This window comes from Streptomyces griseiscabiei (assembly GCF_020010925.1).
Lineage (GTDB): Bacteria > Actinomycetota > Actinomycetes > Streptomycetales > Streptomycetaceae > Streptomyces > Streptomyces griseiscabiei.
Genome location: NZ_JAGJBZ010000002.1, coordinates 900799 through 914831, shown reverse-complemented (window position 1 = coordinate 914831; position 14033 = coordinate 900799). Strand labels below are relative to the sequence as shown.

5 protein-coding genes, 1 tRNA gene and 1 rRNA gene are annotated in these 14033 nt (G+C 69.2%); 1 reads left to right on the top strand and 6 read right to left on the bottom strand.

Annotated features, from left to right (window positions below; translation table 11 throughout):
* Positions 1-159: 159 nt before the first annotated feature.
* The 3 genes from J8M51_RS21495 to J8M51_RS21485 all read right to left on the bottom strand — a co-directional run bounded on the left by J8M51_RS21495 (position 160) and on the right by J8M51_RS21485 (position 9536).
* Positions 160-2898: an FtsK/SpoIIIE family DNA translocase gene (locus J8M51_RS21495; RefSeq protein WP_398856605.1), complete on the bottom strand. Its 2739-nt coding sequence runs from the start codon at positions 2896-2898 to the stop codon at positions 160-162.
* Positions 2899-3161: 263 nt separating this feature from the next.
* On the bottom strand, positions 3162-3845 hold the full coding sequence (locus tag J8M51_RS21490; protein ID WP_037723958.1) for a response regulator: 684 nt from the start codon (positions 3843-3845) through the stop codon (positions 3162-3164).
* 297 nt (positions 3846-4142) lie between these two features.
* Complete coding sequence (locus J8M51_RS21485; protein ID WP_398856602.1) at positions 4143-9536, bottom strand: HAMP domain-containing protein; 5394 nt, start codon at positions 9534-9536, stop codon at positions 4143-4145.
* A 528-nt stretch (positions 9537-10064) separates the two neighbouring features.
* On the opposite strand from J8M51_RS21485, the gene J8M51_RS21480 reads away from it, so the two are divergent.
* Positions 10065-12809, top strand: coding sequence for a SpoIIE family protein phosphatase (locus J8M51_RS21480; RefSeq protein ID WP_086752165.1), 2745 nt, complete (start codon positions 10065-10067; stop codon positions 12807-12809).
* A gap of 58 nt (positions 12810-12867) precedes the next feature.
* Here J8M51_RS21480 and J8M51_RS21475 read toward each other — a convergent pair.
* The 3 genes from J8M51_RS21475 to rrf all read right to left on the bottom strand — a co-directional run bounded on the left by J8M51_RS21475 (position 12868) and on the right by rrf (position 13952).
* A tRNA-Thr gene (locus J8M51_RS21475) sits at positions 12868-12940 on the bottom strand.
* Positions 12941-13060: 120 nt separating this feature from the next.
* Positions 13061-13723: a DegT/DnrJ/EryC1/StrS family aminotransferase gene (locus J8M51_RS21470; RefSeq protein WP_086752168.1), complete on the bottom strand. Its 663-nt coding sequence runs from the start codon at positions 13721-13723 to the stop codon at positions 13061-13063.
* A gap of 112 nt (positions 13724-13835) precedes the next feature.
* Positions 13836-13952, bottom strand: a 5S ribosomal RNA gene (rrf, locus tag J8M51_RS21465).
* Positions 13953-14033 lie beyond the last annotated feature (81 nt).

Genomic DNA, 14033 nt, shown 5'->3' with positions numbered 1-14033 from the left:
GACGTACGACGAAGGGAAACGGTTGCTCACCATTTCCTTACGGGTGAGTCACGTTCGAATACCCGGATGCCGTAATTGCATCCGTGTTCCGCCCGTCGGACAACCGGTTTTCCCCGCCGTGCGCCCCGCTCGCGCCCCTCCGCGATACCGCTGCGGCCCTTACGCCTCAGTCTCCCCCCGGATCACGGCCAGCACGCCGTCCAGTTCATCGGGTTTCACAAGAACGTCACGAGCCTTGGAGCCCTCGCTCGGCCCCACGATGCCCCGGGACTCCATGAGGTCCATCAGCCGGCCGGCCTTGGCGAAGCCGACGCGCAGCTTGCGCTGGAGCATGGAGGTCGAGCCGAACTGGGTGGAGACGACCAGCTCGGCCGCCTGGCACAGCAGGTCGAGGTCGTCGCCGATCTCCTCGTCGATCTCCTTCTTCTGCTTGGTGCCCACGGTGACGTCGTCCCGGAAGACGGGCGCCATCTGGTCCTTGCAGTGCTGGACGATCGCCGCGACCTCGCCCTCGGTCACGAACGCGCCCTGCATCCGGGTCGGTTTGTTCGCCCCCATCGGCAGGAACAGCCCGTCGCCCTTGCCGATCAGCTTCTCGGCGCCGGGCTGGTCGAGGATGACGCGGGAGTCGGCGAGCGAGGAGGTGGCGAAGGCGAGCCGGGAGGGCACGTTCGCCTTGATCAGACCGGTGACGACGTCCACGGACGGCCGCTGCGTGGCGAGCACCAGATGGATGCCGGCCGCGCGCGCGAGCTGCGTGATCCGCACGATCGCGTCCTCGACGTCCCTCGGCGCGACCATCATCAGGTCGGCCAGCTCGTCCACGATCACCAGCAGATACGGGTACGGCGACAGCTCGCGTTCGCTGCCCTCGGGCAGCTTGACCTTGCCGTTCCTGATGGCCTCGTTGAAGTCGTCGATGTGCCGGTAGCCGAACGCGGCCAGGTCGTCGTAGCGCAGGTCCATCTCGCGCACGACCCACTGGAGCGCCTCGGCGGCCCGCTTCGGGTTGGTGATGATCGGCGTGATGAGGTGCGGGATGCCCTCGTACGCGGTCAGCTCGACGCGCTTGGGGTCGACGAGGACCATGCGGACGTCCTCGGGGGTCGCCCGCACCATGACCGAGGTGATCAGGCAGTTGATGCAGGACGATTTGCCCGAACCGGTCGCACCCGCGACGAGCACATGCGGCATCTTCGCCAGGTTGGCCATCACATAGCCGCCCTCGACGTCCTTGCCGAGCGCGACCAGCATCGGATGGTCGTCCTCGGCCGCGTCCGCGAGGCGCAGCACATCGCCGAGGTTGACCATCTCGCGGTCGGTGTTGGGGATCTCGATGCCGACGGCGGACTTGCCGGGGATCGGGCTGATGATCCGTACGTCCGGGCTGGCGACGGCGTAGGCGATGTTCTTGGTGAGCGCGGTGATCCGCTCGACCTTGACCGCCGGGCCCAGCTCGACCTCGTAGCGGGTGACCGTCGGCCCCCGGGTGAAGCCGGTGACAGACGCGTCGACCTTAAACTCCGAGAACACGTTCGACAGGGAGGCCACTATGGCGTCGTTGGCCGCGCTGCGCGTCTTGCCCGGGCCGCCCCGCTCCAGCAGGTCGAGCGAGGGCAGGGAGTAGGTGATGTCGCCGGAGAGCTGGAGCTGCTCCGCGCGCGGCGGCAGCTCGCGGTGCGCCTCCGGGGCCTGCTTGGTCAGGTCCGGCACCAGGGCGTCCTGCCGGGCGCCCTTGGGCGGCTTGGCGGCCGGGGGCTCCTCCTCCTTGGCCGGCCTGCTGCGCGCGGCCGGGACGGGCGTCGTCTCCTCCCGGTCCCCCACGCTCACGCCCTGGGTGAGATCGGCGACCACCGGGGAAGGCGGCATGCCGTGCAGCACGGCCCCGTCGAGCGCGGCGGCGGCCGCCGCGGCCACGTCCACGGCGTCCATCGGCCGGTTCGGGTCGGGCTGCCGGACGGCGGAGCGCCTCGGACGCCGCCTGGTGAGGGCCTCCTGCTCCGCGCTGTCCGGGTCGTACGGCTCGGGGGCCGAACCCCGCCTGCGGGAGCGCGCGGGGAGCGCGTCGCGCCACTGCTCGTCGTAGCGGGCGTCGTCCTCGGCGTACTCCTCGTCGTCCTCGTCGTCGGCGATGATGCCCAGCTTCTGCCCGAGCAGCCGCAGCCGCTGCGGGATGGCGTTGACCGGTGTCGCGGTGACGACGAGCAGGCCGAAGACGGTGAGCAGGACGAGCATCGCCACGGCGAGCGCCTCGCCCATGGTGTACGTCAGCGGGGTGGCCGTGCCCCAGCCGATGAGCCCCCCGGCGTCCCTTATCGCCTGCATGCCTGCGCTGCGGGCGGGCGACCCGCACGCGAGGTGGACCTGACCGAGGACGCCGATGACGAGCGCGGACAGACCGATGACGATGCGGCCGTTGGCGTCGGGCTTCTCGGGGTGCCGGATGAAGCGGACGGCGATGACCGCCAGCAGTATCGGCACGAGCAGGTCGAGCCGCCCGAAGGCACCGGTCACCAGCATCTCGACGAGGTCGCCGACCGGGCCGCGCAGATTGGACCAGGTACCGGCGGCGACGATCAGGGCGAGCGCGAGCAGCAGGAGCGCGACCCCGTCCTTGCGATGCGCCGGGTCGAGCCCTTTCGCGCCCTGCCCTATGCCGCGGAAGACGGCGCCGACGGCGTGCGCGGCACCGAGCCAGACGGCGCGTACGAGTCTGTACACGCCTGAAGTGGGATTGGGCGCCGGCTTCGGAGGGGCCGTCTTCTTCGCCGCCGCCTTTTTGGCGGGTGCCTTCTTGGCGGCGGCTTTCTTCGCGGGGGCCTTCTTCGCCGGAGCCTTCGTCGGAGCGGCCGCCTTCTTCGCGGGCGGCTTCTTCGCTGCGGACTGACGTGAGGCCATGGGTGTGAGGTTACCGGTGGAGGCCACAGCCGACACGTGTGCCTACTGCTTCACCCGTTCGTGTCGCGTGGCCGTTGCCCCGAAGCTGACACGGCCTGACAGCCACTCAGCACACGCTCCGGGCCGCACGATCCGGACGGCACGATCCGGAGAGCACGACTCGGACGGCATGATGCGGACCGCGCCACCCCGGACGCAACTGAGCGCGGGTCCGGGCCACTTCCATGGCCCCGCCCGCGCTCCGGGACGTGCTCGGTTCCGCCTCAGTTCTGCGACGGCAGCGACGGAGGCCCGCCCGTGCCCGGCTCCAGGGCGTCCAGCGCCCTGCGCAGGCCCGTCAGTTTGCGTTCGAGATGCGCCGCCGTGGCCACCGCGGCGGCGTCGGCGGAGTCGTCGTCGAGCTGTTTGGACAGCGCCTCCGCCTGCTCCTCGACGGCCGCGAGGCGCGCGGACAGCTCGGCGAGGATGCCGCCGGAGGGCTCCTTGGAACCGCCCGCCGCACCCTTTCCACCGCCCTCCAACTGGAGCCGCAGCAGCGCCGCCTGCTCCCTGAGCTGGCAGTTCTTCATATACAGCTCGACGAAGACCGAGACCTTGGCGCGCAGCACCCAGGGGTCGAACGGCTTCGAGATGTAGTCGACCGCACCCGCCGCGTACCCACGGAACGTGTGATGCGGTCCGTGGTTGATGGCGGTGAGAAAAATGATCGGGATGTCCCGGGTCCGTTCGCGCCGCTTGATGTGCGCGGCCGTTTCGAAACCGTCCATTCCCGGCATCTGGACGTCCAGCAGAATGACCGCGAAGTCGTCCGTCAACAGCGCCTTGAGCGCTTCCTCCCCGGACGATGCCCGCACCAGTGTCTGATCGAGCGCGGAGAGGATGGCCTCCAGCGCCAACAGATTCTCCGGCCGGTCATCGACCAGGAGGATCTTGGCCTTCTGCACCATGGCCCGCCCTCCTCGCCCCGGCGTGGGGCCTCCCCTGTCCGCAGGACTCGACGTGACACCGGTCGGCGTCACCCCAGGGGACGACTCCCTCGCGCCACCCGTCCTTGTGCCGGTCATCGTAGCCGCACCCCGCCCGTCGCCACACCCTGTCACCGTGATGTCACTGTGCTCGTAGCAGAAACGCGAGCGGGGACCAGAAGGTTCCCCGAATCCCGCGTTTCTACACGACCTCGGCCACACTCAGTCAGCAACTCCGCGCGCCCCTCAACGGGTTGTGACCACCGGCGGCACTCCCTGTCACTCACTCCTCATCCATTGCTCCATGACCGACAACAGATGATCGGGATCGACCGGCTTCGTCACATAATCGGAGGCGCCCGAGTCGATCGCCTTCTCCCGGTCGCCCTTCATCGCCTTGGCCGTCAGCGCGATGATCGGCAGCCCGGCGAACTGAGGCATCCGACGGATCGCCGTGGTCGTCGCGTACCCGTCCATCTCCGGCATCATGATGTCCATCAGAACGACCGTCACATCGTCGTGCTGCTCCAGGACCTCGATGCCCTCACGGCCGTTCTCCGCGTAGAGCACGGACAGCCCGTGCTGCTCCAGGACGCTGGTGAGCGCGAAGACGTTGCGGATGTCGTCGTCGACGATCAGCACCTTCTCCCCGTCGAAGCGGACCGTCCGGCGCGGCTGTGCAGCCGCCTCGTGCGCGGCCTGCTGCGCCCAGTGCTCCTGCGCCTGCCCGTTGCCCTGCCGGTGCACGGTGGACGGGGAGCCGGTCGGCAGGGACCTGCGGCGCCGCCTGAAGAGCGCGGCGGCGCCGTTCTGGGCCTCACGGTACGACTTCACCTCCGCCGGCGCCTCGGTGCGCTCCGCCAGCTCGTTCTCGGAGGCCAGCAGCTCCCCCGCCTCCAGCGCGGCCGGCGCGTTGTGCGCGTAGCCCTGCGGGGGCAGTTCACTCGGGTGCAGCGGCAAATAGAGGGTGAAGGTGGAGCCGCGTCCGGGCTCGCTCTGCGCGTGGATCTCGCCGCCCAGCAGCCGGGCGATCTCCCGCGAGATGGACAGCCCCAGGCCCGTACCGCCGTACTTGCGGCTCGTGGTGCCGTCCGCCTGCTTGAACGCCTCGAAGATGACCCGCATCTTGCTGGCCGCGATACCGATGCCCGTGTCCGTCACCGAGAACGCGATCATGTCGGCGTCCGCGTCCCGCAGCGAACCCGCCTCCAGCAACTGCTCCCTGATGGCCACCGGCACATCCGCGCCCGCCGGCCGGATCACCAGCTCCACGGCCCCCGAGTCGGTGAACTTCACCGCGTTGGACAGCAGGTTCCGCAGCACCTGCAACAGCCGCTGCTCGTCCGTGTGCAGCGTGGCGGGCAGCTCCGGCGAGACCCGTACGGAGAAGTCGAGGCCCTTCTCCGCGGTCAGCGGCCGGAAGGTGGCCTCCACGTAGTCGACGAGCTGGACCAGGGCGATCCGGGTCGGCGAGACGTCCATCTTGCCCGCCTCGACCTTCGAGAGGTCCAGGATGTCGTTGATCAGCTGGAGCAGGTCCGAGCCCGCCCCGTGGATCGTCTCGGCGAACTCGACCTGCTTGGGCGTCAGATTCGACTCGGCGTTGTCCGCGAGCAGCTTGGCCAGGATCAGCAGCGAGTTGAGCGGCGTGCGCAGCTCGTGCGACATGTTCGCCAGGAACTCGCTCTTGTAGCGCATCGAGACCGCCAGCTGCTCGGCGCGCTCCTCCAGGACCTGCCGCGCCTCCTCGATCTCGGTGTTCTTGACCTCGATGTCGCGGTTCTGCCGGGCCAGCAGCTCGGCCTTCTCCTCCAGTTCGGCGTTGGACGCCTGGAGGGCCTTCTGCCGGTTCTCCAACTCGTCGGACCGCTCGCGCAGTTGCTCGGTCAGCTCCTGCGACTGCTTCAGCAGCACCTCGGTCTTGGTGTTCACGGAGATGGTGTTGACGCTCGTCGCGATCATCTCCGCGATCTGGTTCAGGAAGTCCTTCTGGATCTGGGTGAACGGCGTGAACGACGCCAGCTCGATCACCCCGAGCACGGTCCCCTCGAAGAGCACCGGAAGCACGATGACCTGCGCCGGGGGCGCCTCGCCGAGCCCGGAGGAGATCTTCAGATAGCCGCTCGGCGCGTTCTCCACCAGGATCGTGCGCTTCTCCTTCGCCGCCGTCCCCACCAGCGCCTCACCGGGCCGGAACGAGGTCGGCATGGACCCCATCGAGTAGCCGTACGAGCCGAGCATGCGCAGCTCGTACTGGTCGTCGTTGTCCGGGGCCAGGTCCTTGCCGTCGAGGAACGGCAGCGCCAGGAAGAACGCGCCGTGCTGCGCGGACACCACCGGCGTCAGCTCGCTCATGATCAGCGAGGCCACGTCGTCCAGGTCCCGGCGGCCCTGCATCAGGGCGGAGATCCGGGCGAGGTTGCCCTTGAGCCAGTCCTGCTCCTGGTTGGCGATCGTGGTGTCGCGCAGGTTGGCGATCATCTTGTTGATGTAGTCCTGCAGCTCCTTGATCTCGCCGGACGCGTCGACGTCGATCTTGAGGTTCAGGTCGCCCCGGGTCACCGCGGTGGCCACGCGCGCGATGGCGCGCACCTGCCGGGTCAGGTTCCCGGCCATCTCGTTCACCGACTCGGTGAGGTCCCGCCAGGTCCCGTCGACGTCCCGCACGCGCGCGAGGCCGCCCAGCTGCCCCTCGGTGCCCACCTCACGGGCCACCCGGGTGACCTCCTCGGCGAAGGAGGAGAGCTGGTCGACCATCGTGTTGATGGTGGTCTTCAGCTCCAGGATCTCGCCGCGCGCGTCGATGTCGATCTTCTTGGTCAGATCGCCCTTGGCGATGGCGGTCGTGACCATCGCGATGTTGCGGACCTGCCCGGTGAGGTTGGACGCCATCGAGTTCACCGACTCGGTGAGGTCCTTCCACGTACCCGCCACACCCGGTACGTGCGCCTGGCCGCCCAGGATGCCGTCCGTGCCCACCTCACGGGCCACCTTGGTGACCTGGTCGGCGAACGAACTCAGCGTCTTCACCATGCTGTTGAAGGTGTCGGCGAGCTGCGCGACCTCACCGGCCGCCTCGATCGTCACCGTACGGGTCAGGTCGCCGTTGGCCACGGCCGCCGCGACCTGGGAGATGTTCCGCACCTGCATGGTCAGGTTCTTGGCCATCAGGTTCACATTGCCGCTGAGGTCCTTCCAGATGCCCGTGACGCCCGGCACGTGCGCCTGGCCGCCGAGGATGCCCTCGGTGCCCACCTCACGGGCCACCCGGGTCACCTGCTCGGCGAAGGACGACAGCTGGTCGACCATCGTGTTGACGGTGGTGACGAGTTCGAGGATCTCGCCCTTGGCGTCGACGGTGATCTTCTTCGACAGGTCGCCCTTGGCGACGGCGGTCGTGACCTCGGCGATCTGGCGCACCTGGATGGTCAGGTTGTTCGCCATGAAGTTCACCGACTGCGTGAGGTCCTTCCAGGTGCCGGAGACACCCTGCACCTCGGCCTGACCGCCGAGCTGGCCCTCCGTACCCACCTCGCGGGCGACGCGGGTGACCTCCTCCGCGAACGACGACAGCTGGTCCACCATCGTGTTCAGCGTGTTCTTCAGCTCCAGGATCTCCCCGCGCGCGTCCACGGTGATCTTCTGGGACAGGTCACCCCGCGCCACGGCCGTGGCGACCTGCGCGATGTTGCGCACCTGGCCGGTCAGGTTCCCGGCCATGCCGTTCACGGACTCGGTGAGGTCGCGCCACACACCGGCGACACCGGGCACCTGCGCCTGACCGCCGAGCCGGCCCTCCGTACCCACGTCCCGGGCCACCCGGGTCACCTGGTCGGCGAAGGACGACAGCTGGTCCACCATCGTGTTGATGGTGTTCTTCAGCTCCAGGATCTCCCCGCGCGCGTCGACGTCGATCTTCTGCGACAGGTCACCCCGCGCCACGGCCGTCGTCACCTGGGCGATGTTGCGCACCTGGGAGGTGAGGTTGCCGGCCATCGAGTTGACCGAGTCGGTGAGTTCCTTCCAGGTACCGGACACACCGTCCACCCGGGCCTGACCCCCGAGCCGGCCCTCCGTACCCACGTCCCGCGCCATCCGGGTCACCTGGTCGGCGAAGGACGACAGCTGGTCCACCATCGTGTTCACGGTGTTCTTCAGTTCGAGCATCTCGCCCGCGACATCGACGGTGACCTTCTGCGAGAGATCACCGTTGGCCACCGCCGTCGTCACCGCCGCGATGTTCCTCACCTGTCCGGTGAGATTCCGGAACGCGGTGTTGACGGAGTCCGTCAGGTCCTTCCACGTCCCCGCCGCGCCCGGCACCTGCGCCTGACCGCCCAGCCGCCCCTCGGCCCCGACCTCGTTCGCCACCCGCGTGACCTCGTCACCGAAGTACGAGAGCTGGTCGACCATGCCGTTGACGGTGTTCTTCAGTTCGAGCATCTCGCCGGCCACGTCCACGGTGACCTTCTGCGACAGATCACCGTTGGCCACGGCCGTCGTCACCGCCGCGATGTCCCGTACCTGGATCGTCAGGTTCCGGAACACCGTGTTCACCGAATCGGTGAGGTCCTTCCACGTCCCCGCCGCGCCCGGCACCTGAGCCTGACCGCCCAGCCGCCCCTCGGCCCCGACCTCGTTCGCCACCCGCGTGACCTCGTCCGCGAAGATCCGCAGCGTCTCGGTCATCTGGTTGATCGTCTCGGCGAGCTTGGCGACCTCGCCCCGTGCGGGCACGGTCACCTTCTGCGACAGGTCACCGTTGGCGACCGCGGTGGTGACCTGGGCGATCCCCCGCACCTGCGCGGTGAGATTGCCGGCCATCAGGTTCACCGAATCGGTGAGCTCCTTCCACACACCGGCCACACCCGGCACCTCGGCCTGACCGCCGAGCTGCCCCTCCGTGCCCACCTCACGGGCGACGCGGGTCACCTCGGAGGAGAACGCGGACAACTGGTCCACCATCGTGTTGACGGTGACCTTCAGCTCCAGCATCTCGCCGGCCACGTCGACCGTGACCTTGCGGGACAGGTCACCCTTGGCCACCGCGGTCGTCACCAGCGCGATGTCCCTCACCTGTGCGGTGAGCCGGTACGCCATCGTGTTGACGGACTCGGTCAGGTCCTTCCACGAACCGGACATGCCCCGCACCTTGGCCTGCCCGCCCAGCTTGCCCTCGGTGCCGACCTCACTGGCCACCCGGGTGACCTCGTCGGTGAACGTGGACAGCTGGTCGACCAGGTTGTTGACCGTGCGCCCGACCTTCAGGAACTCCCCGCGCAGCGGATGCCCGGACCCGTCCGGCGCCTGCGTCCGCAGCTCCATCCGCGGCGACAGATCACCGTCCGCGACGGCCGACAGCACCCGGCTGACCTCGGACACGGGCCGTACGAGATCGTCGACCAGCGCGTTCGACGCGTCGATCGCGGCCGCCCAGGACCCCTCGGTGGCCCCCGTCTCCAGCCGCTCGGTGAGCTTGCCCTCACGCCCCACCACACGCCGCACCCGCGACAACTCGCCGGTCAGATGCAGATTCCGGTCCGCCACCTCGTTGTACACGGCGGCGATCTCGGCCATCACACCGTCGCCCGAGACGGTCAGCCGCTTGCGGAAGTTGCCGTCCCGCATCGACTCCAACGCCGTGAGCAGCCGGTTCAGGGCAGCCGTGTCCACGGTGGTGGTCCCATTGCGCGGTTTGCGCGATTTGCGCTGCTCACTCAGGGACTGTCCGCCTTTCGCGCGCGCCTTAGTGCCTCGCGTCGCTGCGCCAGACTCCACTGTGTCCCTCCCGCAAGGGTCGACCGTTCCTGCTAGACGTACTCGCCGTGTGCGAGGCGTTCGAAGTGCCCGAACGCTTCGCGCTGCTCACACTGCTCATACCACTCGTACTACTTCGTACTCGGATACTTTGCTCAGCGGGCCGGGTGCCACTCCCCGACGCACTGGGAAGGTACTCGGATTCGCCCGACCTTCTCCCGGAAGCCTGCCCAGTGTTTCACCATGGCTGAACCAGGCCATAACAGTTCGGCAGCTTCGCACACGGTCCGCACACCTCCGGACGGAAACACAGACGACCGGCATCCGCATGGACGGCGAAGGTAAGTAACCTTGCATGCGGCTGTCCAGCCATGCCGGTCCCGACCCGGCCTGGACGGTGGCGAACGAGCACGAGCGGGCAGGCATCGGAGGGGCGGCCTCACCATGACCACCGGACTGCATCCCGGGGAGACCCCCCAGGACCCCAGGCCGACGGAGAACCAGCCTCTGCCACGGCAGGAGGCCGTCCACGCACCCCCGCACGTCGAGAACCGGACAAGGAGTTCTGTGATCACCGCGCGCGCGGCCGCCAGCTTCGCTGCCGTCTCACGATCCGTCGCGACCGCCCGCTCGTTCGTCCGCGACACCCTCCAGGGCTGGGGCTTCGCCGACATCGTGGACGACGCGGTGGTCCTCACCAGCGAACTCGTCACCAACGCGGTCGTCCACGCGGGCACCTCCGCCGACGTCCTGTGCCTACGGGCCGACGACGGCGTACGCATCGAGGTCGCCGACAGATACCCCGAACGCGAGATCCCCCTCCAGGGCAGTCACATCAACATGGGCAGCCCGGACCGCGAGGGCGGCCGCGGCCTCCAGCTGTGTGCGGCGATGGCCACCCGCTGGGGCGTCGAGTACACCCCCACGCACAAGCAGGTCTGGTTCCAACTCGACCTCCCCGACCGACCGGTGGGCACCCGCTCGGCCGGCCCGGCCCTCCCAGCCGACCTGCTCCCGCTCGCCGACGGCCGGGTCCGTGTCGCCGTCGTCCAGATCGACCGCGCGGGCGCGATCGGCGCCTGGAACGAGGACGCCGAGGAACTCTTCGGCTACGCCCCCGACCACGTCATCGGCAAACCCCTCACCGACCTCGCGGCCTGGCCGCACACCCCGGGCACCAGCACCGGAGTCGCCGAGGCCCTCCAACTCTCCCGCTGGGAGGGCAGTTACGGCATCCGGGGCGCCAACGGCCGGGTGATCCCGGTCTACGCCTCCCACCTCCGGGTCCGCGACACCGACGGCGACCCCTCCACGGTCTGCCTCCTCGTGCGGGACCACGAGCGCGCCGTCCTCCAGACCCCGCTGCGCATGCCGTCCGGCGACGGCCCCGGGTCGGGCGACGGCCAGGCCACGGACCCCTTCGAGGTCTTCATCGGCTCACCGGCCCCGGACGACCTCGACGGCCTCCTCCAGCGCACGGTCGAACGCGCTCGCGACATGCTCGACGGCGACTCCGCCTTCCTGCTCCTGGCCACCGACGACGAGACCGAGCTGGAGGTACGGGCCTCCACGGGCCTTCCCTCGGCCCGCCAGCGCTTCGCCCGCGTCCCGGTCGAGGCCGGCCCCGGCCGCTACGGCTCGGCCCGTATGCCTGCCGTCCACGACGACCTCACGGCCGTCCCCGGCGCCGTCCCCCTCCTCAACGGCACGGGCATGCGCTCGGTCGTCACGGTCCCCCTCAAGGTCGAGGGCCGCCTCACGGGCTCCCTGGGCGTCGCCGCCGAGGCCCACGGCCGGTACTCCAACGAGGAGGCCCTGCGCCTGCAGTTCGCCGCCGACCGCATCGCCCTGGCCGTCGAGTCGGCCCGCCTCGGCGAGCTGGAGCGGCTGCGCCGCGGTTCACTGAGCTTCCTGGTCGAGGCCTCCGACCTCCTCGCGGGCACCCTGGACCGCGATCAGACCCTGGCCCTCATGGCCCAGATGACGATCCCGACCCTCGCCACCTGGTGCGCGGTCTACACGATCGCCGACCAGGCCTCGGACCCGTACCTCTCCTACGTCCTGCACGAGGACGAGGACCTCATCGACGGCCTCAAGGCCCTCCTCGTCAAGATCCGCCCGCCGGAGCCCATCCCCACTCCCGGCGCCCGCGTCTGGACGGCTCCCGCGGAGGCGGCCCACCAGGCGGCCCTGCGCACCTCCATGCGCAGCCTGGGCCTGGGCGAACCCGCCACGGTCAGCTCCGGTATCGGCACCACTCTGGCGACGGCCTCGGCGGTCGGCGGCGAGACCGTCGTCCTCCCCCTCGTGGCCCGCAACCGCGTCATCGGCATGCTGACCCTCGGCAAGCCCACGGACGAGCACTTCCGCCAGGAGATCCTGGAACTGGCCGAGGATCTCTCCCGCCGGGCCGCGCTCGCCCTGGACAACGCCCGCCTTTACTCGGAGCGCGTGGCCATCAGCCAGTCCCTCCAGCGCAGCCTCCTCCCTCCCGAACTCCCGCAGATCGACGGTGTGGAGGTCGAGGTCATCTACCGCGCGGCGGGCGAGGGCAACGAGGTCGGCGGCGACTTCTACGACCTCTTCCCCATCCGCGACGGCGCGTACGGCTTCGCCATCGGCGACGTCTGCGGCACCGGCCCGGAGGCCGCCGCGGTCACCGGCCTGGCCCGCCACGCCCTGCGCCTGCTGGCCCGCGAGGGGTACGCCGGCCCGGCGGTCCTGGAGCGCCTCAACTCCGCGATCATCGACGAGGGCGCCCGCAGCCGCTTCCTGACGCTCCTGTACGGCGAGTTGTGGCCCCAGGAGGACGGCAGCGCGGTCCTGAAGGTCGTCTGCGCCGGCCACCCGCTCCCCCTGCGCCTGCGCCAGGACGGCACGGTCGAACCCGCCGCCGAGCCCCAGGCACTCCTCGGCGTCATGGAGGACCTGGAGCTGTACGAGCAGACGGTCACCCTCGACCCGGGGGACGTCCTCCTCTGCGTCACGGACGGGGTCACCGAACGCCGTGAAGGCACCCGCATGTTGGGTGACGACGGCCTCACCGAGGTCCTCACCACCTGCACGGGCCTCACGGCCGGCGCGGTCGCGGCCCGTGTCATGCGCGCGGTCGAACGCTTCGCCTCCGACGCCCCCTCCGACGACATGGCCATCCTGGCGATGCGCGTCCCGGGTCTCCAGCAGGACTGAACGGGGATGTGCGGGCATGAGAAAGGCCCCGCCCAAGTGGGCGGGGCCTTCTTGTCGGAGCCCCCAAACGGAATCGAACCGTTGACCTTCTCCTTACCATGGAGACGCTCTACCGACTGAGCTATAGGGGCCTGTCACCTGTTCGAGGTTTCCCTCGCGGCAACGAGATAGATCATACCCCGATCCGGCGGCTGCTTCGAACCATCCGGCGCCCCACCAGATCATCATCAGAAGAGCGGGAACGCGGAGAACTAGAACGCAGGCTGCAACAGCCCGCCGAGCGCATTGCACGCCGACACCAGCCGCTGCAGCTCGCGCCGCGACATCTCGCCGCCGATGGCCAGCGCCAGCGTCTCGTCAGCGGCCCGCTCGGTCTCCGGCAGACACACGTCCCGCCGGAATCCGGGCATCCTGTGCACGGGCGTCTTCACCGGCACACTGCACTCAACACCCCTGGCCCGCACGGCCCGGGCGAACGCGTCCCGGTCCGGCCGCCCGTTCCCGGGCACCCGCACGACGTACTGCTGAAAGGTGTGCCCGTCACACCCTTCGGGAGTCCGTACGCCCTTGAGCTTCGCGCTGAGATACGCGGCCCGCCGCCTACGCTCCCCCAGCTCGCTGTACGGCGTCTCCGACTCGCCCTGCTCCAGCACCAACAGCCCGTGCCGTTGCCCGACTTGGCGCAGTGCCGCGATATCGGCCGACCGACCGAAGCGGTGGACGACGACCGCGGCCACCGTCCTCGACGTCACCGCGGCCTCGACGGCCGAGGCATCCAGGCAGTACGTCATCGGGTCTATGTCGGCGAACACCGGCACAGCCCCTGCCAGGCTCACCGCCTGGGCGACCTCCGGATTCCCGAACGCCGGCACGACCACCTCGTCACCGACGCCGACACCCGCGGCCCTGAGCATTCCAACGGTACCCATGGCGCGGATACTGGTCGCGCAACGTGAACTCCAAGTAAAGCGCAACAAAAAAGAGCTGGTCCCCGAACCGAAATTCGGGGACCAGCTCTCAATATTTGTTCGGCGGCGTCCTACTCTCCCACAGGGTCCCCCCTGCAGTACCATCGGCGCTGTAAGGCTTAGCTTCCGGGTTCGGAATGTAACCGGGCGTTTCCCTCACGCTATGACCACCGAAACACTATGAAACACTCAACCGCACCACCACCCGTGACCAGGGCAATGGGGTTGTTCGTGGTTTCAGAACCAACACAGTGGA